Origin of the sequence: Streptomyces sp. NPDC005774 (assembly GCF_042871645.1) — a bacterium.
GTDB lineage: Bacteria > Actinomycetota > Actinomycetes > Streptomycetales > Streptomycetaceae > Streptomyces > Streptomyces pratens.
On record NZ_JBIAIV010000009.1, the window covers coordinates 73,572 to 94,244 of the forward strand.

The window sequence follows — 20,673 nt, forward strand, 5'->3', positions numbered from 1 at the left end:
TGCGGAAGCCAGCACTTGATCGGTGCGCGGACACCTCACCGCTTGTCCCCCGGGTGACGCTCCCCCGTCGCGTACGGGTTCTCCTGGTCCTCGGCCAGGATGCCGACGAACGGATCTCCCTCCCCGGCGAAGGTGTAGGAGCCCGCCTCGATCCGTCCGATCAGGCCCCCGGTCCACTCGGCCTCGGCGTCGGCCGTGTGCACCCACAGGTTCATGATCTCGCCGATGTGTCCCAACGGCTCGGGGCCGCCCTCGGGCACGTAGTGCTCGGTGACCGCGGCCCGCCACTCCTCGATGCGCCGGATCCGCTCCTTCAGCAGCGCCGTCGCCTCCTGCCTCGGCAGGTCGACGACGAAGCCGATGGCCGCCGACTTCACATCCATCTTCTGGTCGTAGGTGACGAGAGCCTCGCGCAGCAGTGCGAAGTACTCGTCGTTGCCCGCCGCGGTGATCTCGTACTCGGTGCGCGGCGGGCCTCCGGCCGTCGAGGGCGCGATCTCGTGCGCGTGCAGCAGCCCTTGCTTCGCCATCTGTTTCAGGGCGTGGTAGATCGAGCCGGGCTTGGCGTTGGACCACTCGTGCGCGCCCCAGAACTCCAGGTCGTTGCGCACCTGGTAGCCGTGGGCCCGCCCGTGCTGACGCACGGCGCCGAGCACGAGGAGACGGATCGCTGACATGGGATCCAGCGTAGGCCGCGGGCGGTCACTCCCAGGAGCTGCCCTGCTCCTTCGCGACCAACTCGAACGCGGTGGCGCCGTCCAGGGACTCACGGAGGATGTCGGCGTGGCCGGCGTGCCGGGCGATCTCGCGGATCAAATGGAGACACAGCCAGCGCATCGAGAGCCACTCGTCCTTCGGGTTCCAGGACGTCTTCGCCAGCAGGAAGGTGTCGTCGAGGCTGGGCACCGCGCGGATGAACGACTCCGTCTCGGTGGCCACCTTCTCGTAGTACGCGAGCCAGGACTCCACGGTTTCGTCGCCGACCAGCCGGAAGCACTCGTGCCAGTTCGACTCGTCCCGGTGGACGGCCGGCGGCTCGCCCTTGGCGCGGGCGATCCAGACCTGCTCGATCTCGGCGACATGCTTGAGCAACCCGGCCAGGGACAGCTCGCTCGCACCGGGCCGCGACGCGGCCTGCTCGTCGGTGAGGCCGAGCACCGACCGGCGGATGCCCCTACGCTGCTCCTCGATGAACGCCAGCAGCGCCCCGCGCTCGTCGCCCCGGGCCTCCGCGGGAACGTGAGTGACCATGCCGGCCGCCTTTCGTCGGTGAGGGCTTCCGCCCCGGTTTCCCTGACACCGACGACGCTACGGGCCCTTGCGGACGGGTTCTGTCCGCAAGGGCCCGGGAAGCAGGAGCGAGTCGAAAGCGACGGCTCGAAGGTGACGACTCAGAAGGGGAATCCGCTGCGGCCGTGCTGCACCGAGATCCACTTCATCGTGGTGAAGGCGTCCAGCATCGCCTCGCCGTTCAGCCGGCCGTTGCCGGAGTTCTTCTCGCCGCCGAAGGGGACGATCGGCTCGTCGTGCACGGTGCCGTCGTTCACGTGGAACATGCCGGTGTCGATCTGCTTGGCGAAGTTGACCCCGCGCTCGATGTCCCCGGTGTGCACCGCGCCGCTCAGGCCGTACGGGGTGTCGTTGACGAGGCGTACGGCCTCCTCCTCGCCGTCGAACGGGACGAGGAAGGCGACAGGGCCGAAGACCTCCTGCCGGAGCAGGGCGGAGTCGGCGGGGAGACCGGTGAGCACGGACGGCTCGACCAGGTTGTCGGTCCGGGCGCCGCGCACCAGGGCGGTCGCGCCCTCGGCGAGCGCCTGCTCCACGACCCCGGCCAGCGAGTCCGCCTGCTGGGAGTTGATCACCGGGCCGATGACGGTCCCGGGGTCGCGCGGGTCGCCGGCCTTGAGGGACTTGACCTTGGTGACGAACTTCTCGGTGAACTCGTCGGCCACCGAGCGGTCCACCAGCACCCGGTTGGCGGCCATGCAGACCTGGCCCTGGTGGACGTACCGGCTGAACACGGCCGCGTCGACCGCGTAGTCGACGTCGGCGTCGTCGAGGACCACCAGCGCGCTGTTGCCGCCGAGTTCGAGGATCGAGCGCTTGAAGAGGCGTGCGCAGACGGTGGCCACGTGGCGGCCGACCGCGTCGGAGCCGGTGAAGGAGATGACCTTCGGGACCGGGTGCTCGAGGAAGGCGTCGCCGATCTCCGCGATGTCCGTGATGACGACGTTCAGCAGGCCGCCGGGCAGGCCCGCGTCCTCGAAGATCTTCGCGATCAGCGCCCCGCCGACGATGGGGGTGTTCTGGTGCGGCTTGAGCACCACGCCGTTGCCGAGCGCGAGCGCCGGGGCGACCGACTTCAGCGACAGCAGGAACGGGAAGTTGAACGGGCTGATCACGCCGACGACACCGACGGGCACGCGGTAGACGCGGTTCTCCTTGCCGTCCACCGGCGAGGGAATGATCCGGCCCTCGGGGCGCAGCGCCAGGTGTACCGACTCGCGCAGGAACTCCTTGGCGAGGTGGAGCTCGAAGGCCGCCTTCAGACGCGTGCCGCCGAGTTCGGCGATGATCGCCTCGGTGATCTCGCCCTCGCGCTCCTCGACCAGCGCGAGCGCCTTCTCCAGCACCGCGCGGCGCGCGTACGGGCTGGTCGCCGCCCACTGCTTCTGCACGCGGGCCGCCGCCCGGTAGGCCTCGTCGACCTCGTCGACGGTGGCTATCGTGATCGACGCCAGTTTCTCGTCGTCGTACGGGTTGAAGTCGATGATGTCCCAGGAGCCGGTGCCCGGACGCCACTCACCGTCGATGTACTGCTGGGCCAGGTCGGTGAAGTACGACGACATGTGATCCCTCAACCCCTCAATCCCTCGCTGCCGAAGCGGGCCCACCCCGGATCGGCTCACACCCCGACCGCCGGACGATCGGTATGCGATCGGCGTGCGACCGGTCGTGCGACCGGCGTGCGAGCCGCGTGCGACCGGTTCGGTCGCACGACCCGGTGCCGGTCCGTCCCGCGCGCGCCTGATCGACCGTCATCGTACTTATGTTTCAGGAGAGTTGGAGGAGACCTCGCAGAAGGTCCCGGCTCTCCGAAGGGCCCGGGCTGTCCTGCTGGAGTTCCTTGAGCGCTTTCTCGTACTGGGCGACGTCCTCGACCTTGTCGAGGTACAGCGCGCTCGTCAGCTGCTCCATGTACACGACGTCCGAGAGGTCGGACTCGGGGAAGCTGAGGACGGTGAACGCCCCGGACTCGCCGGAGTGGCCGCCGAGCCCGAACGGCATGACCTGCAGCCGGACGTTGGGCCGCTCGGAAATCTCGATCAGATGCTGGAGCTGCCCCTTCATCACCTCGCGGTCGCCGTACGGCCGGCGCAGCGCGGCCTCGTCGAGCACGACGTGGAACTCGGGGGCGTTCTCCGCGACCAGGTACTTCTGCCGCTCCAGGCGCAGCGCCACCCGTCGTTCGACATCGGCCTCGCTCGCGCCCTGCATGCCCCGCCGAACCACCGCGCGCGCGTACCCCTCGGTCTGCAGCAGACCGTGCACGAACTGCACTTCGTACGCCCTGATCAGTGCGGCGGCACCCTCGAGGCCCACATAGGTGGGGAACCAACTGGGCAGCACATCCGAGTAACTGTGCCACCAGCCCGCGACATTGGCCTCCTTGGCCAGGGAGAGCAGCGAGGCGCGCTCCTGCTCGTCCCCGATGCCGTACAGCGTCAGCAGGTCCTCGACGTCCCTGGTCTTGAAGCTCACCCGGCCCAACTCCATCCGGCTGATCTTCGATTCGGAGGCGCGGATCGAATAGCCCGCCGCCTCCCGCGTGATCCCCCGAGCCTCACGCAGTCGCCTGAGTTGTGATCCGAGCAGCATGCGCCGCACCACCGATCCCGGCTCTCCCGCGCTCACGTTCGCCAGCCTCCCCAACGTCTGCCAGGGGCCGAAGTCTGCCACTAAAACACTCCGAGCAGTACTCGCCCGGTTACGGAAATGGAACCGGGGTGGAGGTTTCGAGCAAGGAGGAGCAGAAAGCAGGCCACGGAAGCGACAGGAGGGACACGAGTATGGCGGAAAAATTGCCCAACAAGCGGTACGGCGGGGCTTATTTCGGTCAACTGCACGTGCATCTGCCCTTGCATCTGCCGTGCGCATCCGAAACCATGGCCTTCGCACCACCGCCGTATCGCCACGACCGCGAATCCCGGGAGTGCCTCGCATGGGGACGAATGGATCGACCATGCTCGAGCCGTTACGGCAGGGCCTTCCGCCGCTGGACCCCGCGGCCGTGTCCGACACCGCCTCCTGCTCCCTGCCCACTCGCTACGAAGCGGTCGGCGAGGCCCGGCAGTTCACCAGGAAGACCTGCGAGCAGTGGGACCTGGACGACCGTTTCGACGACGTGTGCCTGGTCGTCTCCGAACTGGTCACCAACGCCCTGCGGCACGGCCTGCCGTCCTGTGCGCCGCGATCGGCGGACCAGGAAGCCCCGGTACGGCTGCACCTGATGCGGTGGACCGGACGGCTGGTGTGCGCGGTGCGCGATCCGAGCCACGACAGCCCCGTCACCCGCGACACAGACGACTTCTCCGCGGAGTCGGGCCGCGGGCTGCTCCTGGTCGAGTCGTTCAGCGACAGCTGGGGCTGGCAGCCGATGCGGAGCGGACGCGGCAAGGTGGTCTGGGCGCTGTTCCTGCTGCGGCCTCCCGGCGGAGAATGACGAAAGCGGTGCCTTGGGGTGCCGCTTTTCTACGCGCGTCACGCGGAACTCAGGGGGTGCCGGGCGAGGCCGCTGCGGCGGGCGCAACCCATGCGGCGGACAAGGCCGGTGCGGCCGGCACGGCAAGCGCCTTCGTCAGCCGACGACCAAATGGTCGAACTCGCCGTCCTTGATGCCGAGGAGCATCGCCTCGATCTCCGCCCGGGTGTAGACGAGCGCCGGCCCCTCGGGAAAGCGGGAGTTGCGCACCGCCACCTCGCCGTCCGGCAGCCGGGCGAACTCGACGCAGGAACCCTGCGAGTTGCTGTGCCGGCTCTTCTGCCAGGCCACATCGTTCAGCCTGGTGGCCGCCATGCCGTTGAACACGCGGGACGCGCCGGCAACGCCATACACGTCGCCGTCGTGCACATCACCGTCGTACACGTCGTGGTCCACAGGTCGCTCCCCGTTGTGCACTGGCTGGTGTTGCCATTGATGCAGTGGTCAACTGACCCGGATCATAGCTTTGTTCAAGTGCAAATGCATGGGCAGATGCACGTGCACACGCGGTGTTCCCGCAGTTACAGCCCTGCGGCCCGACCTGCCGAACCCCGTGTGGATTGAGACGCATACGAGGGCCCACTTGTTCCCTCGTCGCCTTCGCCTGTCCTCCCCCGCCCCCTTCAGCCCTGCAAGCGGTCTCTTTTCTTCGTCAACTACCTTTCTTCACAGGGAAGTAGGCCTGTCGCCCGACCTTCCCGACCACCCGCGCGAGCTGCCGCTGCGGTAGTGCGGCGGGGCCACCCTCACCCTCGTGCCGTTCCCCGTTTCCGTCCCTCGTTTCCGTCCCTCGTCCCCCGTTTCCTTCACCGCGCGGTGACGGTGGGGCGCGAAGTGAGTCACCAGGGCCTGGTGGGGTGCCGGGTACGTCCTGTTAGCTGTCTGCGGTCGTTCCGGCCGACGTGGCCGGCTACAGGTAGGGGGCTTGCGGTGACATCGGTGGATCAGGACGGTACGGAGACGTCGGCGGGCTCGGGGGCGGTTTCGATGGGGGCTTCAAGGGCGGCGGCGTCCGTGTCGCGCTCCTGGCGCACCGTGTCACGCCGGCGCGTACGGCTCGCGGTCGCGGCCACGGGGCTGGCCGGCACGCTCGTCCTCACCGGGTGCAGCAGTGACAGCGACTCCGGCGACGACTCCACGCCGTCCGCTGAACCGTCCGCTTCGGCCAGTGCCGATCCCGACGGCGGCACCGGCGGGACCGGCGGGACGGACGGTCCGGACACGAGCAGCGCCCCGGCGGGCGAGCTGGAGGGCAGCTGGCTCACCACGGCCGACGGCAAGGCCGTGGCGCTGATGTTCACCGGTGAGCAGGCGGCCCTCTTCGCCACGGGCGGCACCATATGCAGCGGCACCACCCAGGGAAATGCCGGAGCCCCGAGGATCAGCCTCAGGTGTGCGAACGGCAACGAGGACCGGGCGAGCGGCACGGTCGACTCGGTGAGCGGGACCACCCTGAAGATCACCTGGGAGGGTTCCGCCGGCACCGAGACGTACACGAAGGCCGAAGGCGGCAGGATGCCGTCGGGGCTTCCGACCGCGGGGCTGGGATCGTAGGGCCTGCTCCTGCCGTGAGGACACCGGCCCTCCGGATGCACGGAGGGGGGTCTCCGAGGTGTGATGATCTGTGGGCTGCTCCACGACCCCAGGGGAATCCTCATGCGCGCCACGCCGATCACCGTCACCGCTGTCACCGCCCTCCTCCTGCTGACCGCCTGCGGCGGCGAGGGCGGTGGTGACGGAGCGAAGGACGACGCGAAGCAGAAGAGCGGGACCTGTACGAGCGCGACGGTGAGCATGGAAGGCGGACCCGCGAGTGAGGCGCCGGCCGCCGGTGACACCGGCGAGGTCCCCGTGAACCTCGTCAACCAGGGTGCCTCCTGCGTCCTGGACGGCTTTGCCGAGGCGAGTCTGGTGGCCGGGGACGAACTCGCCGCGCTGGCCCCGGTCGAGGGCGCGGCGGCACAGAAGCTGACCCTGGCCGAGGGCGAATCGGTCTCCTTCACGATCACCTACGTGCGCGGGCCGGAGGGCGCGGGCGAGAGCCTGGACGTCAAGACCCTGCAGATCGGCCTCCCCGGCGACTCCGCCACCCAGGACCTCCCCTGGTCGTACGGCCCGGTGGCGGTCAAGGACAAGACCGAGGCAGCGGCCGACGCCTCCGTGAGCGCCTTCCAGCGGACGGGCGACTGACCGACGGGCGGGACCCGCCCGGCGGACGACCGACCGACGGGCGGTAGCCGGGTGACCGAGCGACAGGCGGGCAACCACCGGCAGACCGGCGATCGAGCGACAGACGGGCGACCGAGCACCCTGCCGGCCTGCCGGCAGGCCGGCAGGAAGACCCACACCCCACAGCCTGCCCCCGCGCGGAGGGCAACCCTCGCCCCACCACCCGCGCGGGGCCGGGCAATCCACGACCCGCCACCCGCGCGGGCTCCGGACCACGCGGGTCGCAGGGTGTCGCAGGGTGCGGATTCCGGTTCAGCCGAGCCGTCGGCGGGCTTCGACCTGGGCGTTGTCCGCCGCCCGCGCGCCTTCCTCCCAGCCCGCCACGTCACTCACCCCGCGCAGCCGGGTGGTCGTCGTCTCCGGGAACAGGCGGTCCAGCCGCTCGGTGACCGCGACGTCGCGGGAGGCGAGCACCGGGAGCAGGTCGTCGCTCAGCCCGTTCGCCCGCCCTTCGGCGGCAGCCGCGAGGCGTGCCCCCACGCGGTGGGCGTAGGCCGCGAGGAAGGACTGCCGGAAGGTCTTGGTCCGCTTGCGTCCACCCGCCTTCTGGGCCGCCTCCGCCTTCGTCATGGCCGTACCGGCCTGCACGAGCAGTGAGGTGTAGAGAAGTTCGACCGCTTCCAGGTCGGCGTCGAAGCCGACCACGGTGGAGAAGCCGAGGGGTTCGTTCCACACGGCCCGGCAGTGGTTCGCGTCGGCGATCGCGTCGAGCAGGACGGCCTTGGTCTGCTCGTACGGCGCTTCCACCCCGATCCGGCACGCACCCGGCACCGTCGCCGTGTGCGTCCGTACCGCGAGCAGGGCCTCGTCGACGCTGTGCCGCGCCATCAGTTCCTGCGCCTTGGCGGTGAGCGCCTCCGCCTCCTCCGGGAATCCGGTCGCCTCCGCCTTGGCCAGCAGCGCGCGGATGCGGCCGAGCATGCGGGACTCCGGACGCCGGTCCCGCGCGGCCGATCCCGCCGCGCCGGCGGCCTCGGCCACCGCCTCGTCGAGGGATTCGAGCGCGGGCAGGCGCAGCAGCAGCCGGTACAGCTCCAGTACGGCTGTGGCGTGCGAGAAGCGATCGGTGCGGGGCGCGGGCGCGGCGCCGGGTTCGCCGAGGGCGTCGAGCTGGGCGGTCCAGCGGGGTCCTCGGGGCCGGTCGTGCGGCGCCTGGGCGCGGATCAGCCCCGTGACGAGCCGTAGGTGTACGTCGTCCAGTTCGCGCCGGACGATCCGTACGACGTCGGCGGGCTGCCAGCCGCGCCGCCAGGCGTTCGCCACGAACTCCTCGCCCCGCCGGACGAGTTCGGCGTCCGCCGTCGGGTCGACGGCGATCAGGGACGCACCGGTGTCGAGGGCGTCCTCGGTGGTGGCGTACAGGGCGGCCTCAAAGGCGCGGTCGACGGTGCTGGACGTACTCACGGGCCGATGGTGCCATGCCGCGGGGATTCACCCCCAAGCGTCAACTCTTGGTTGACAGTCCCCTGCTGTCAACCTACCGTTGACACATGACGACCAATCCCGGCATCAAGTCATCCGTACGTCTCGACGACCTCATCGCGGCCATCAAGAAGGTCCACGAGGAACCCCTCCAGCAGCTTCAGGACGCGGTGCTCGCGGGTGAACACCTCGGCGACGTGGCGGACCACCTGATCGGCCACTTCGTGGACCAGGCCCGGCGCTCGGGTGCCTCCTGGACGGACATCGGCAAGAGCATGGGCGTCACCCGGCAGGCGGCCCAGAAGCGTTTCGTGCCCAAGGAGTCGGCCGCCCTCGACCCGAACGAGGGCTTCAACCGCTACACGCCCCGCGCCCGCGCCGTGGTGATGGCCGCGCACAACGAGTCCAAGGCCGCGCGCAACGCCGAGGGCCTGCCCGAGCACCTGGTCCTCGGCCTGCTGGCCGAGCCGGGCGGCCTGGCCGCGAAGGCGATCACCGAACAGGGCGTCACCCTGGACGCGGTCCGCGCGGCCGCCGTCGCGGCCCTCCCGCCGGCCGTCGAGGACGCCCCCGAGTTGGTGCCGTACGGCCCGGCGGCCAAGAAGGTCCTGGAACTCACCTTCCGCGAGGCCCTCCGCCTCGGCCACAACTACGTCGGCACCGAGCACCTCCTGCTCGCCCTCCTGGAGCACGAGAACGGCAAGGGCGTCCTCAGCGGCCTCGGCGTCGACAAGACGACCACCGAGCGGTACGTCGCCGACCTGCTGGCGCAGGTCGTGGAAACGCGGCAGGAGGAAGACCGGGAGAAGGACGGCCGGGAGCAGGAGGACGGCGGCCGGGAGCAGGAATCCTCGCCGAAGAGCTGATCCGGTCCGCTGCCGGACCCCGCTGCCGGACCCCGTTGCCGGACCCGTTGCCGGACCCGCTGTCGGGCCCGGTCTCGGAGCTCCGCTCTCGGGCCCGCTGTCAGACCCCCCTGTCACACTCACGTCATGGCCGACCGGTGGGCGCTCTCTCTGGCCGAGGACGGTGGCGTCGACGTCGCCCCCCTCGGCCCGGAGGGGCTGCCCGCCGCTCCGGTGCGACGGGAGGCGGATCCGGCCGAGGCCGTGCGGAGCCGTCCCGGTGTCACCCGGTGGGTGTGGCGGTCCACCGCCGAGGTCCACCCGCGCCTGCTCGCCACGGGGGTGCGAGTGGAGCGGTGCTACGACGTCGAGGCCGCCGAGACTCTGCTGCTCGGCCACGAGGGGCGGCACGGGCAGCCCCGTTCGGCCGCGGCCGCCCTGGCGCGGCTCCGGGGCGGTCCCGTGCCGCCCGACCCGCCGCAGCGCGCGGCCGAGCCGGGCGCGCAGTCGCCCCTCTTCGAACACCGGGGCGCTCACGTCCCACTGGCGGACCTCCTCGCGGTCTACACCGAACAGCAGCGCCGGATCGAGGCCACCGCGCACCCGGACCGGATGCGGCTGCTGGTGGCCGCCGAGTCGGCCGGGATGCTCGTCGCCGCCGAGATGAACCGCACGGGAGTGCCCTGGCGGGCGGACGTGCACCGCGCGGTGCTGCACGACCTGCTCGGCGAGCGGTACGCGGGCGGCGGCGAGCCCCGCAGACTCGCCGAGCTCGCCGACGAGGTGTCCGCCGCCTTCGGTCGCAGAGTCCGGCCCGACCTGCCCGCCGACGTCGTCAAGGCGTTCGCGCAGGCCGGGATCAAGGTCTCCTCGACCCGCCGCTGGGAACTCGAGTCCCTCGACCATCCGGCGGTGAAACCGCTGATCGAGTACAAGAAGCTGTACCGCATCCGGGTCGCCCACGGCTGGTCCTGGCTCCAGGACTGGGTGCGCGACGGCCGCTTCCGGCCCGAGTTCCTGGCGGGCGGGACGGTGACCGGCCGCTGGGTGACCAACGGCGGGGGCGCCCTGCAGATCCCCAAGGTGATCCGCCGCGCGGTCGTCGCCGACCCGGGCTGGCGGCTCGTCGTCGCCGACGCCGCCCAGATGGAGCCGCGCGTCCTCGCGGCGATCTCCCGCGACCCCGGGCTGATGGAGGTGGCCGGCCGGGAGACCGACCTCTACCAGTCGGTGTCCGACCGCGCCTTCTCCGGCGACCGCGCGCAGGCGAAGCTCGCCGTCCTCGGCGCGGTCTACGGCCAGACGTCCGGCGACGGCCTGAAGAACCTCGCCGCCCTCAGACGCCGCTTCCCCCGGGCCGTGGCCTATGTCGACGAGGCCGCCCGCGCCGGCGAGGAAGGCCGGCTCGTACGGACCTGGCTCGGCCGCACCTGCCCGCCCGCGGCCCGCACGACGGACGACGCGGTGGAGGAGGCGGGCATCCCGCTCATGGAGGAGGAACCCGACGCCGCCCGGCAGTGGGCGTCGGGCCACACCTCGACCGACGCCCGCGCGCGAGGCCGTTTCACCCGCAACTTCGTCGTCCAGGGCAGCGCCGCCGACTGGACCCTGCTGCTGCTCGCCGCGCTACGGCAGGCGGTGCGGGACATGGCGGCCGAGCTGGTCTTCTTCCAGCACGACGAGGTGATCGTGCACTGCCCCGAGGACGAGGCGGAGACGGTGGTGAGGGCGATCCGAGAGGCGGCGGAGCTGGCCGGACGGCTGACGTTCGGCCCGACCCCGGTGCGATTTCCGTTCACGACGGCGGTGGTGGAGTGCTACGCGGACGCCAAGTGACCACGGAGGCCGGATTCCCCGGCACGCTCGGGGAGAAGGGTAGGGGCCTGTTCGGAGGCGGGGACCGATTCGCAGACCGGGGCCGCTTCCGAGGCGGGTCTGCGAGTCGGCTCACGGGCGAGTTCGCGGGCGAAGTCGCGGACGAGGTCGTGCGGGGCGTAGCAGCCGTATGCGGTCTCTTCCAGCAGCGACACGACACCTCGACGAGCCGGTCCGACTCGGCCTCCGCGCGGCGTACGTCGATGCCCGCGAGGCGGGCCAGCCGAGCGGCACCGTATCGGGGCAGATCGAGCGCGCCGATGCGGCGCAGGAGGAGAGCCGCGTCCCGGTCGGCCTCACGGGCGGAGGCGGAGAGCGCGTCGTGGGCGACGGCGAGAGAACGGCGAACACTGGGATCGTCGTACTCCAACTGGGCCAGGCGGCTGTCGGCGTAAGCCAGTTGACCGGCCAGGGCTTCGAGGGTGAGGGCCCCGCGCGCGGCCAGCCGGGCGGCGACCACGCGCAGGGCGGGGGGAAGCCGGCCGGTGAGCGTGACCAGGGGGTGACCGGCGTCGAGACCGTCCCGGCCGGAGACCGCGCGCAGCAGCGCGGCACTGTCCTCCCCGGTCATCGGGGCGAGCGGGAAGCGCGCCGCTCCGTCGAGCGCGGTGAGGGGCGAGCGGCTGGTGACGATCACCGCGCACCCCGACCCTGCGGGCAGCAGCGGCCGGACCTGCGCGGCGTTCGCGGCGTCGTCCAGCACCAGGAGCGTGCGGGTCGGCGCGAGCAGCGAGCGCAGCAACACCGCGGCGGAGCCCTGGCGTTCGGGGACGCCCCGGGGTGCGATGCCGAGGTCGTGGAGCAGCGTGCTGAGCGCTTGGGCGGTGGCGAGGGGCGTCCGGCCGGGGGTGGCTCCGTGCAGGTTGACGTAGAGCCGACCATTACAGAAACGTTCCTTCACCTCCTGTGCGACATGCAGCGCGAGCGCGCTCTTGCCGACACCGGCCATACCGCTGATGACCACGACGGAGGGTGCGGAGGAGCCGAGGGAGCCGGAAAAGCCGGGTGAGCCGGGCCCGGGGGCGGCCGCCGTCGTCGACCGCGACCCAGGAGTGAAAGCCCGCCGCAGCTCGTCGCCCACTTCCCCGCGACCGGTGAAGTGAACGGGCGCCACCGGAAGTTGTGCCGGCCGGAGCACCACGGGCAGCAGCGTCCCCGGTCCACCCACCGGCAGCCGAGACTCTGGCCACCGTCGGGCTGGGCCAAGCCCCTCGGTCACCCTCGTCGAAGCCCGCGACCCCAAGACCAACCAGGCCCGCTTCGACTACGCCGCCTCCCGCGTGAACATCGTCCCGCCCACCGAAGCCATCGCCCGCCACGCAAGCAAAATCCTCTCCGCAGTGGGCCTCCACGGCCACAAATACGCCCTCGACGCCATCGTGGCCGCCACCGCACACGCCTCACCCGCCCCCGCGACCGTCCTGACGTCGGACCCCGAAGACCTCCACATGCTGTGCGGCCCCGGCATCCGTGTGATCAAGATCTGACACCGTACGATTCCGGGCCGTCCTCACCCTCCGGCTCGCTGTCGCTCCGCCCGGCTCATCTCCGATCATGGTCTGGCGCTGACCAGCCCGGCGCCGCAGTCATCCGTTCCGCAGCGACCTCAGCCATGCCAGGTCCGCCGCGGCCTGGCGCCGGGCTGTCTGCTCACGGGTGAACAGCTCCTGGGTCTTCGTCAGTACCAGCGTGTACGGGCGCCCCTGTCCCCTGGTCCGGTGGCGCACCGGCAGCTCGGCCGAGTCAATTCCGGAGTGCACGTGGCGTCGGCCCTCCTTCGCCAGCGGCCATTCGAGCACCTTCCGCGACCGGGAGCCGAGGAACTCACCGAGGACATCGCACAGTCCGCAGCCACACCCGGCCCATGCCACCGACCAGTCGTCGGTGGCGCGTGGCGGCCCCTCGCACACCGTGCGGAGTCGGTCCGCGCAGTCCCGCGCGAGCGCGTCGAGCCCCACCCCACCCCACTCGGCCGGTGTGCTCTCCTCCGCGGCGCGGCGCAGCATCGGCATCAGGCACTCGAGCACCGTGTCCCCCGCGTTCGCGAAGGGCAGCCAGGACGGTGTCCCGCAGTTCCTCGTCGGCCGCCGCCAGGAGGTGTCGCAGCGGCAGGGCCAGCTGCTCCAACTGTGCACGGCGGATCTCGGCCAGACCGGTCGTGGTCCACAGCCGCAAACCCCTGTCGACCGTTACCCAGACCCCGGCGGGCAGCAGCCGCACCGCCGTCGCCTCCCCATGGGCGCGCAGCGCCGTACACAGCTGGGGCAGCCGTTCGGTCCACTGATACCGCTGTGGTGGGTGGTGGCGCTCCGATGCGAACCATTCGTCGACGACCCGCCGCATCCACCCTGTTCCGTACCGCGCCGCCGCCTCGGCGAGTGGGCCCGCGAGCTCCGGGGCGAGCGCGTCCACCTGGAACGGCTCCAGCAGCATGGCCGCGGTCTCGGCCGCGTCCAGGCCCACGGCCACCCGCAACGCGCACTCCAGCAGCTCGGGTTGCGGACTGGTGTGCTTCCAGAATGGTGCGAGGGACCGGGCGTGGTCGCGCGCCCGGTCCACGTCGCCCCGCGTGATGCCGGCGCGCAGTTCCTCCAGGGCCCACCGCGTTCCGGCCTCGCCACGGGCGGCGAAGGCCCGCTCACGCGGCCACACGACGACCGCGGCCCGCCGGTACCACCGGTCCAGCGTGTTGCCGTAGTTCCCCATGTAGCCCTCGTACTGGGAGTCGTAGGGCGTCAGATCCGTGCTCGCGGTACTCGCACACACCTCGTAGTCGTGAACCTGCAACGAGATCTGCTCACCGCCGACGCCGTCCGGACCGGTCCACCAGCCCAGGGTGATCTCGTCGTCGATCAGCTCCTGCAGGACGTAGTCCGTGTCCGTGGCGCCGCTCTCCTTCTCATCATCCTCGCCATCCTCGTCGTACCCGTAGTCGTCCCAGGGATCTTCCCCTTCGGGGTAGGCATCCCAGGTCTCTTTCACCTCTGCCAGCGCGAGCACCGATTCACATCCGGCCTGCCCGGCGGCGGCGCGCAGCAGAGCGGCACGTCCCGCATCCGCGCCCTTGAGCCGCTCCCAGCTCAGGCCCCGCTGGGTGTACTCGTGATCGAGCAGGTATACGAGGCGAGTCGGCGGATCCAGCTCGTGGCTGCTGTAACGCAGCTTGGCAGGTGAGCCGAAGTGCCGGTCCAGACTGTGTGCCAGCTCTGCCAGCGGCCCGGACACCCGCTCCGAAGTCTCCTGCTCCGAAGTCTCCTGCTCTGCGAGCAGGTTGAAGGTGAGCGTCACCCGGTACCCGGACCGGACCGGGGTGACCTCGTGACGGCAGTCGGCGTAGAAGGCGACGAGGGTCAGATCCGTCTTCGAGGCGCTGTACGCGCACTTGTGCCCTGCGTGCTCGACGACCAGTTCTCCCCCCGCGTGCGCCGACGGCAGGGAGAGCACCAGCGTGCCCACCATGGCGTCGTCCTTCTCCGAATCCTGATGCGGAAGGAAGAACTGGCCCTTGCCGTACACCAGCATCGCGTGCGGCTCGGCCCGCAGCCGGGTCGCCGCCGGGAGCCCGAGAGCGTCCCGGAAGTCCTCCAGCGCACCGCCCAGCAGCGACGGCCAGGAAGGACCGGCAAGGCTGAAACGATCCGGCGAGATCTGCCAGGTGTCACGCACCCCGGTGTCGCTCAGCGTCTCCTCACCCCGCCCGAACAACGCCGGCCGTGCCACCGAGATCAGCCGCTTCACCTGGGGCGCCCGCAGCGGCAGGCGCACCGGCCCTACTCCGGCCACCTCAAGGTCCAGGCCGGCCACAGGCGCCTCCAGCCGGGCACTGAAAGCCCCTGCCTGCGCCCCGCCGAGCAGCCCGGCCAGCCGTTCCCTCGGTGTCACCATCACACGCCCGCCCTCCGACCCCTGCGTTCTCGGCCCGATCCTACGAACCCGACGGTGCCGCCGGAACCGTACTCGTGGATGGGCCCCGAACGAGGGATCACATCCAGGTCCCGTGAGATGAACCGCAGCGTCTGACGCTAGTCTGCACAGCCGTGAGCGAGTACCAGTACTACGAGTTCCAGGCCATCGACCGGCCGTTGGCCAAGGACGAGCTCGAGCAGGTGCGGGCCCTGTCGAGCCGGGCCCGGATCAGCGTGACGCACTTCGTCAACGAGTACCACTACGGCAACTTCCGCGGCGACGAGCGCAAACTGATGGAGCGGCTCTACGACGCCCACCTGTACTTCGCCAACTGGGGCTCTCGGCGCCTGATGCTGCGCCTGCCCGCCACGCTGCTGCCCGCTCGCAGCGCCGAACCGTACTGCATGGAAGGCGCCTTGACCTGCTGGACCAGGAAAGGGCACCTGCTGCTCGACTTCTCCTACGAGGCCGAGGACGGCGGCGAGTGGGACTTCGAGACCTCCTTCACCCTCGCCTCGTTCACCACCCTGCGCACCGAACTCGCCGGGGGCGACCTGCGTCCCCTCTATCTGGCCTGGCTCTCCGCACTCACCCGCTGGGAGCTGGAGGAGGACGTCGACGAGGACGATTACACCTCTGCCATCGAGCCGCCCGTACCCGCCGGCCTCGCCCACCTCACCGGTCCTCAGCAGGCCTTGGCGGACTTCCTGCGCATCGACCCGCACCTGCTGACCGCTGCTGCCCGCGCCGGCGGCGCCGCTCCTTCGCAGGCGATCGACAAGGACGCTCTCGCCGCCTGGATCCGCGCCCTGCCGCAATGTGAGAAGGACGCCCTGCTGCTGGACGCCGCGCTGGGCACCGCCCCACAGCCGGGCCCCGCACTGCTGGCCCGCCACCGCGCCGCGTCCCGCGGTGCGGCAGAACCGTCCACCGCCACCCGGCGACGCTCGGCCGCGGAACTCCTCGACGCCGCCCATGAGGTGCGCAGCGAGCACACCCGGCAGCAGGAGCAGGCCCTTGCCCAGGCCCGCCGAGCCGAACAGCGGGGCCGTGAGAGCCATCTGGACCGCCTGGCCGGGAACGCCGAGCAAGCCTGGCAGGACATCGCCCACCTGATCGGGCAGAAGCAGCCCGGCCCCTACGACGCCGCCGTCACCCTCTTGAAAGATCTCCGCGAGGTCCACGACCGGGCGGGCACCTACGAGGAGTTCGCCCGGCGCCTGCACGACCTGCGCGATCAGCACCGAGGCAAGTCCTCACTGATGCGGCGCTTCACCGATGCCGGGCTGACGGCCCGCTGAGGCACGCTCAGATGTGGTCACGCGGGCCCTCGGCCAGGAGGCGGAGGGCGGCGAGGGCGGCCGGGCGGCCGGTGGCGGACAGGGAGATCAGGGCGTCGATGGACCGTTCCCGCTCGTCGAGGTAACCGAGTTCGCGGCCGGTATGCCAGAACCTCCACAGCAGCCGCTCGGTGTCCTTCGCCTCCATCGCGGTGCCGTCGCCGTGGGTGAAGCCCAGAGCAAGCACCGGATGCACAACATCACGCAGGTCCTCGCGTAGCCGGGGCTCCGCCCACAGCACGCACAGGGCGGACTCGGCCACCTGCCGCTCAGCCGCGGTGGTGCCGAGCCAGGCCAGGGCGGCCGTGTGCTGGCGCAGTTGGTGGTCCGTCAGCTGGGTGCGGCCGACGGGTGAAAGCTTGAGCGTACGGTGGCGTTTAGTCACCAGCCGGTGAGTGCGGGCGAGTTCGTGCAGGTGAGCCAGTTGGAACAGGTCCGCCTCCGAGCGCGGCCCCTTGCCGATCGGGTACCAGTGCGGGTAGCGGGCGAAAGCGGCTGCCACGAGTTCCCGCGGCAGGTAGCCGGCCTGGGTCAGGGTGACGCCGTCACCGATCTGCTCCAGCAGCCACCGCAGCGGCTCCGCCGTGTCCACGGGTGCCGCGGCAGACTCCTCCAGGGCGGGCAGGACGGCGGCGAGCAGGGCGCGGCGCTCAGCCGGCGGCGCCTCGGCCCACGACTCACGCCGTTCGCGGCGCACGGCCTCCAGCGGGGTGCGGCCCTCGAATGCGGACTGCGCGGTGGTGAGCCAGTGCTGGACGAGCCGTCGGCGCGCGGCCGGGAACGCACGCACGTCCGGGTTGAGCTCGCCCTCGTCCAGGGCCTGCTCCAGTCGACGTTCGAGGTTGGTACGAGCCAGCGCTTCCTGGATGCCCATGACCTGACCCCAGCTCAGCTCGGGTACATCCGGCGGGGTCGTGGGCGAGGCGGCCGCGGCCTTGCGGTAGGCCGCGAAGCCCGCCGCCTCGGAGCGCTGCCAGGCCGCCAGCACCTGTGCGGTCGTCGCGCTCGTGCACACCGCGGCGGCCCGAACCCGGCCGACGCCGGTCAGCAGATCGGCCAGGACGGCGGCGGCCCGCTGCTGCTCAGATGTGTCCGCGTGCCACGTGCGGGGCAGCTCGTACCAGCAGAAGCGTTCGACCTCGGCCGCCGAGAGCGCGACGAGCGGGTCACCGTCGGGCACCAGCCGGCCCAGCAGGCGCTGTGCCATTGCCTTGTCCGCCGTCAACGCCACCGTCACCTCCGCCGCACTCCGGCCCATCTGCCGATCCTCCCACTGACGGGGTTCCCGTGCGTGCGCGACGCTGCGGCAGGAACCTCACCAGTGACATCGCCCTCGGCAGCCAGGGGTGCCCCAGCTTGTCGGAACAGCACAAGCCCTACGCCGCCGACCACCCTCCAAGGCACCTCAAACCCTCGCCTCCCCAAGGGGCGGCGAGGGGGTTCTCACGTGCCGTCACGCATGCTTGCCCACCGACTGTCCACCGGAACACCCACCTGCACGGCCAACCGAAGAACTCAGTGCGCCAGAACCGCAGGTCAAAGCCTTGTCACGACTCGTCGGCAACAGGGAGCGAACCCACCACCTACGCGTTGCGACACACAGACCACAAGTGTCCGATCTGCTCGAATTCCAAGGTCAATCAAATCCGGCCGAGATCGACCTCAACTGGGAAGGGCGCCGAAACCTTGACGACACCGGTGAACACGTCTCCGTTCAGGTAGGCCCTCGTCGCCGGGTCGAGAACATAGGTGTACACCAGCGGAACTCCGGTCGCGGCTTGCTCGACCCGCCAGTAGAAAGCAATGCCGGAGTTGGCGTACTGATCCGTTTTCACAACCCGATCGGTGGTCTCCGATCCCGGCGATACAACCTCCACGACCAGCAGCACGTGCTCCGGACGGGTGGGCGCGATGTCAATCGTGTCCGCGCGGTACACAACGACATCCGGGCGCCGATTCGTGAGCGGAACGTCCTGGAGGCGGACGTCGAAGTCGGTGTCGGCGTTCCCATCGGGCCCCGCAGCGGCCTCCAGGGCATTCGCCAGGATCCGAGCGAGCCGATTGTGGCGCTTGGACGAACTGGGACTCAAAACGACCATCCCGTCCACAATCTCGATCCCCGCACACTGCTCCTCGGTCCAGGAGTCGTACTGCTCCGCCGTGATCTGCTCGTGCATCCACGCAGGGGCTGCCGTCTCGGCAGTCATGACGCACCTCCCGGACACCATGCGAGCGGGCCCGATCCCGCTGAGTTCAGCGTACTGTCCCAGCTCCTCCTGCACTCTGGACGGCCGCGTGCCGCGTCACGCCCCAAAAAAAGCAAAAGCCCCAGGTCACGGCGAGTGAGTCCTGAGGCTTTCACAGAGCCGCCTTCGGGATTCGAACCCGAGACCTACGCATTACGAGTGCGTTGCTCTGGCCATCTGAGCTAAGGCGGCGCACGCTGCTGACACCATGGTGCGATCAGCGACGCCGGTAAGTCTACACAGTTTCGGATGGTGCTTCGTACCGGCCCCGGAGGCGGGCGCGGGGGCCTGCCTCCGGGGTGGGCGCACCCGCTATGAGCAGCGCTTTCCGTCCGCGGGCGGGGTGCCGTCGACGAGGTAGGTGTTGATCGCGGAGTCGATGCAGGCGCTGCCCCGGCCGTAGGCGGTGTGGCCGTCGCCCTCGTAGGTGAGGAGGCGGGCCGAGGCGAGCTGGCCGGCCAGGGCCTCCGCCCAGCGATAGGGGGTCGCGGGGTCGCGCGTGGTACCGACGACGACGATCGGCGCCGCGCCCTTCGCCTCGATGCGCTGGGGCTCACCCGTGGCGGCGACGGGCCAGTACGTGCAGTTCAGGGCGGCCCAGGCGAAGCCCTCGCCGAAGACCGGGGACGCCTTCTCGAAGTCGGGGAGCGCGTCCCTCACCTGGTCCGGGGAGTCGAAGGCGGGCGGAAGGTCCAGGCAGTTCACGGCGGCGTTGGCGAACATCAGGTTGGCGTACTCGCCGTCGGCGTCACGTTCGTAGTAGCTGTCGGAGAGGGCGAGGAGTCCGGCGCCGTTGTTCTCCTTCATCGCCGCCGTCAGGGCCTTGCGCAGGAGCGGCCAGGCGCCCTCGTCGTACATCGCGGCGATCACACCGATGGTGGCCAGCGACTCGGTGAGCTCACGGCCGCCGGCGTCACCGGCGGGGACCGGCTGGGCGTCGGTCTTGGCGAAGAACTCCTTCAGGTTCCTGCCGGCCTCTTCGGGGCTGGTGTTCCGGCCGCCGAGCGGGCAGTCGCTCTGCCGTACGCAGTCCTTCGCGAAGGCCGTGAACGCCGTGTCGAAGCCCGCCGTCTGCTCGATGTTGAGCTGCCGCGCGGACAGGGAGGGGTCCAGGGCGCCGTCCAGCACCAGCCGGCCCGTCCGGTCCGGGAACAGCCCCGCGTACGTCGCCCCGAGGAATGTCCCGTAGGAGGCGCCGACGAAGTTCAGCTTCTCGTCGCCCAGCGCCGCCCGCACGATGTCCATGTCCCGGGCCGCCTCGATGGTGGACACGTGGCGCAGCAGCTTCGGCGCGTCCGTCCCGCAGCCCTCGGCGAACTTCCGGTACGCGGCGACCAGCGTGTCCACCTCCTTCGCGTCGTCCGGCGTGAAGTCCGTCTGCGTGTACGCGTCCATCTCGGGGCCGTCCAGGCATTCGACGGGCTCGCTGCGGGCCACGCCCCGCGGGTCCACGGCCACCATGTCGTAGCGGGCGCGCACCTCCTTCGGGTAGCCGATGCCCGCGTGCGCCTGGAGGTAGTCGATCGCCGACCCGCCCGGTCCGCCGGGGTTGACCAGCAGGGAGCCCAGTCGCTCCCCCGGGCCCGTGGCCTTCTTGCGGGACACGGCGAGGCGGACGTCGCCGGCGGACGGGTCCGCGTAGTCGAGCGGGGCCTTCAGCGTGGCGCACTGGAAGCCGGGCACTCCGCAGTCGCGCCAGGCCGGCTTCTGCTCGTAGTACGGCGTGAGCGCCCTGGGCGTGGAGCGGGGCAGGGCGGCCAGCACCGCCTCCGCCTCCCCCTTCGCCGCCGAGCTCGTGGAACTCGTGGTGCTCGCCGTGCTTCCGGAGGAGCAGCCGGAGACCAGGAGCGCGGCGGCGGCGAGCAGCGTGGCTCCGGTACGGGTCCTGCGGAGGGTGCGCCTTGTGTACATGCTGCGAGCGTAACTCTGCGCGATGAGGCGAGTGCGGTGGGTGCGTGTCGTGCGTCGTGCGAGTCGCGATTTTCGGGCTACGGGATGCGGTTTTCGGATGCGGATGCGGGATTTCGGGTTCGGGTTCGGGGTCG

Annotated in this window: 17 protein-coding genes, 1 tRNA gene and 2 pseudogenes; 7 read left to right on the forward strand and 13 right to left on the reverse strand. The window is 70.8% G+C overall.

What is annotated here, in order from left to right; translation table 11 throughout:
• Nucleotides 1–35: 35 nt before the first annotated feature.
• From ACFYQA_RS11190 to ACFYQA_RS11205, 4 genes are all read right to left on the reverse strand, one after another.
• Complete coding sequence (locus tag ACFYQA_RS11190) at nt 36–677, reverse strand: PadR family transcriptional regulator (RefSeq protein WP_388914817.1); 642 nt, start codon at nt 675–677, stop codon at nt 36–38.
• Between the two features lie 25 nt (nt 678–702).
• Complete coding sequence (locus ACFYQA_RS11195) at nt 703–1,251, reverse strand: DinB family protein (protein ID WP_388914820.1); 549 nt, start codon at nt 1,249–1,251, stop codon at nt 703–705.
• A 140-nt stretch (nt 1,252–1,391) separates the two neighbouring features.
• On the reverse strand, nt 1,392–2,852 hold the full coding sequence (locus tag ACFYQA_RS11200; protein ID WP_388915148.1) for an aldehyde dehydrogenase family protein: 1,461 nt from the start codon (nt 2,850–2,852) through the stop codon (nt 1,392–1,394).
• Between the two features lie 205 nt (nt 2,853–3,057).
• The gene (locus ACFYQA_RS11205) at nt 3,058–3,882 is read right to left on the reverse strand and encodes a helix-turn-helix domain-containing protein (protein WP_388915151.1); all 825 of its coding nucleotides are present in this window, start codon (nt 3,880–3,882) and stop codon (nt 3,058–3,060) included.
• Between the two features lie 364 nt (nt 3,883–4,246).
• Here ACFYQA_RS11205 and ACFYQA_RS11210 point away from each other — a divergent pair, with 364 nt between their 5' ends.
• Complete coding sequence (locus ACFYQA_RS11210) at nt 4,247–4,726, forward strand: ATP-binding protein (RefSeq protein ID WP_388914823.1); 480 nt, start codon at nt 4,247–4,249, stop codon at nt 4,724–4,726.
• Nucleotides 4,727–4,861: 135 nt separating this feature from the next.
• Here ACFYQA_RS11210 and ACFYQA_RS11215 read toward each other — a convergent pair whose 3' ends face one another.
• Nucleotides 4,862–5,161: a DUF397 domain-containing protein gene (locus ACFYQA_RS11215; RefSeq protein ID WP_388914826.1), complete on the reverse strand. Its 300-nt coding sequence runs from the start codon at nt 5,159–5,161 to the stop codon at nt 4,862–4,864.
• Between the two features lie 618 nt (nt 5,162–5,779).
• Here ACFYQA_RS11215 and ACFYQA_RS11220 point away from each other — a divergent pair.
• The gene (locus ACFYQA_RS11220) at nt 5,780–6,319 is read left to right on the forward strand and encodes a hypothetical protein (RefSeq protein WP_388914829.1); all 540 of its coding nucleotides are present in this window, start codon (nt 5,780–5,782) and stop codon (nt 6,317–6,319) included.
• A gap of 102 nt (nt 6,320–6,421) precedes the next feature.
• On the forward strand, nt 6,422–6,955 hold the full coding sequence (locus ACFYQA_RS11225; protein WP_388914832.1) for a DUF4232 domain-containing protein: 534 nt from the start codon (nt 6,422–6,424) through the stop codon (nt 6,953–6,955).
• Nucleotides 6,956–7,246: 291 nt separating this feature from the next.
• On the opposite strand, the gene ACFYQA_RS11230 is transcribed toward ACFYQA_RS11225, so the two are convergent.
• Nucleotides 7,247–8,398: a DUF2786 domain-containing protein gene (locus ACFYQA_RS11230; protein WP_388914835.1), complete on the reverse strand. Its 1,152-nt coding sequence runs from the start codon at nt 8,396–8,398 to the stop codon at nt 7,247–7,249.
• A gap of 86 nt (nt 8,399–8,484) precedes the next feature.
• Here ACFYQA_RS11230 and ACFYQA_RS11235 point away from each other — a divergent pair, with 86 nt between their 5' ends.
• Nucleotides 8,485–9,282 carry a Clp protease N-terminal domain-containing protein gene (locus ACFYQA_RS11235; protein WP_388914838.1) on the forward strand — a complete coding sequence of 266 codons (798 nt, stop codon included), beginning with the start codon at nt 8,485–8,487 and terminating at the stop codon, nt 9,280–9,282.
• A 126-nt stretch (nt 9,283–9,408) separates the two neighbouring features.
• On the forward strand, nt 9,409–11,097 hold the full coding sequence (locus tag ACFYQA_RS11240) for a bifunctional 3'-5' exonuclease/DNA polymerase (RefSeq protein WP_388914841.1): 1,689 nt from the start codon (nt 9,409–9,411) through the stop codon (nt 11,095–11,097).
• Here the strand turns inward: ACFYQA_RS11240 and ACFYQA_RS11245 are convergent.
• Nucleotides 11,079–12,268, reverse strand: a pseudogene (locus ACFYQA_RS11245) (NB-ARC domain-containing protein); the annotation flags it as partial. The gene ACFYQA_RS11240 and the pseudogene ACFYQA_RS11245 overlap by 19 nt on opposite strands.
• Before the next feature lie 79 nt (nt 12,269–12,347).
• Here ACFYQA_RS11245 and ACFYQA_RS11250 point away from each other — a divergent pair.
• Nucleotides 12,348–12,623, forward strand: a pseudogene (locus ACFYQA_RS11250) (type II toxin-antitoxin system VapC family toxin); the annotation flags it as partial.
• A gap of 99 nt (nt 12,624–12,722) precedes the next feature.
• Here ACFYQA_RS11250 and ACFYQA_RS11255 read toward each other — a convergent pair.
• Complete coding sequence (locus tag ACFYQA_RS11255; protein ID WP_388914844.1) at nt 12,723–12,896, reverse strand: hypothetical protein; 174 nt, start codon at nt 12,894–12,896, stop codon at nt 12,723–12,725.
• 64 nt (nt 12,897–12,960) lie between these two features.
• Nucleotides 12,961–15,021 (reverse strand): 2OG-Fe(II) oxygenase, encoded by a 2,061-nt coding sequence (locus tag ACFYQA_RS11260; protein ID WP_388914847.1) that lies wholly within the window; start codon nt 15,019–15,021, stop codon nt 12,961–12,963.
• Nucleotides 15,022–15,173: 152 nt separating this feature from the next.
• Between ACFYQA_RS11260 and ACFYQA_RS11265 the strand changes: the two genes are divergently transcribed.
• Nucleotides 15,174–16,343, forward strand: coding sequence for a hypothetical protein (locus ACFYQA_RS11265; RefSeq protein WP_388914850.1), 1,170 nt, complete (start codon nt 15,174–15,176; stop codon nt 16,341–16,343).
• A gap of 7 nt (nt 16,344–16,350) precedes the next feature.
• Here the strand turns inward: ACFYQA_RS11265 and ACFYQA_RS11270 are convergent, their stop codons facing one another.
• The 4 genes from ACFYQA_RS11270 to ACFYQA_RS11285 form a co-directional block, all read right to left on the reverse strand.
• Nucleotides 16,351–17,640: a hypothetical protein gene (locus tag ACFYQA_RS11270; RefSeq protein ID WP_388914853.1), complete on the reverse strand. Its 1,290-nt coding sequence runs from the start codon at nt 17,638–17,640 to the stop codon at nt 16,351–16,353.
• Nucleotides 17,641–18,022: 382 nt separating this feature from the next.
• Nucleotides 18,023–18,589 carry a Uma2 family endonuclease gene (locus ACFYQA_RS11275; protein ID WP_388914856.1) on the reverse strand — a complete coding sequence of 189 codons (567 nt, stop codon included), beginning with the start codon at nt 18,587–18,589 and terminating at the stop codon, nt 18,023–18,025.
• A gap of 157 nt (nt 18,590–18,746) precedes the next feature.
• Nucleotides 18,747–18,820: transfer RNA gene (locus ACFYQA_RS11280), tRNA-Thr, on the reverse strand.
• A 120-nt stretch (nt 18,821–18,940) separates the two neighbouring features.
• Entirely contained in the window at nt 18,941–20,539 is a 1,599-nt protein-coding gene (locus ACFYQA_RS11285; RefSeq protein ID WP_388914859.1) for an alpha/beta hydrolase, read from the reverse strand.
• Between the last annotated feature and the right edge of the window lie 134 nt (nt 20,540–20,673).